The following is a 1,063-nucleotide window of genomic DNA, read 5'->3' as shown; positions in this document are numbered from 1 at the left end:
AAAATAGACATTGGAAAGAGCAGAACTATTCTTGTTCTAACTCAAATATCACTGTATGCCGCCAACGTTTCGATTGAGTCATCCGATCCAAAACCGGTCGAGACCTACCGCGAAATGCTTAACGGCTACAAAGACCTTGCTCACATCAATATCGAAGTATTGAAAAAGGGGGAATCAAAAAGGGGCCTTTTGGCCCCTTTTTGATGGTTTATGCTTGATTATTACTTATCCCACTATCTTTCCGATTATCGCATCTGCCATTTGGCTAGTCGAAGCCTCGCCGCCCAGATCGTAGGTGACCGCCTTCTTCTCTTTGATAACCTCAGCTGTGGCTTTGAATACCTTATCTGCGGCTTGCGTCTCTTTGATGTGCTTGAGCATCAGAACAGCCGATAAGATTATAGCTGAGGGGTTGACCTTATTTAGCCCTGCGTATTTGGGGGCGCTACCGTGAACCGGTTCAAAGACGGCCGCATCTTTGCCGATGTTGGCTCCCGGCGCCATACCAAGCCCGCCTACCAAACCTGCCGAAAGATCGGATAAAATATCTCCATAAAGATTGGGACAGAGCAGAACGTCGTAGAGCTCTGGCTTCTGAACGAGCTGCATGCACATGTTGTCCACGATACGATCTTCAAATTCCAGGTTCGGATAATCCTTGGCCACTTCGGTTGCCACTTCCAAGAAGAGACCGTCGCTCATCTTCATGATGTTGGCCTTATGGACGGCGGTAACCTTCTTTCTGCCCTCGCGCATGGCATAATCGAAGGCGAAACGGGCGATCCTCTCCGAGCCGCTTCTCGTGATGCGCTTGATGCTCTCGGCCGTATCGCTATCTACCATCCGCTCGATTCCGGCATAGAGATCTTCGGTGTTCTCCCGAACGATTACCAGATCGATATTTTCGTAGCGGGTCTTGACGCCCTCTAGCGAGAAGGCTGGGCGCAGACAGGCGTAAAGGTCTAGCTCCTTGCGAAGAGCAACATTTACGCTCCTAAAGCCGGTACCGACCGGAGTGGTTATCGGCCCCTTGATGGCCACCTTGTTTCTTCTGACCGACTCC

At 50.5% G+C, this 1,063-nt stretch carries 2 protein-coding genes; one reads left to right on the top strand and one right to left on the bottom strand.

The window, feature by feature from the left end; genetic code table 11:
• On the top strand, nt 1-204 hold a 204-nt coding region (locus tag QMD53_07205; protein ID MDI6800422.1), incomplete at its 5' end, for a hypothetical protein.
• A 21-nt stretch (nt 205-225) separates the two neighbouring features.
• On the opposite strand, the gene QMD53_07200 is transcribed toward QMD53_07205, so the two are convergent.
• Nucleotides 226-1,063: isocitrate/isopropylmalate dehydrogenase family protein (locus tag QMD53_07200; protein MDI6800421.1), on the bottom strand; the 838-nt coding region annotated here is incomplete at its 5' end.

Source organism: Actinomycetota bacterium, assembly GCA_030017835.1.
GTDB lineage: Bacteria > Actinomycetota > Aquicultoria > UBA3085 > Oleimmundimicrobiaceae > Yes70-04.
This window is presented reverse-complemented; position numbering and strand designations above follow the sequence as displayed.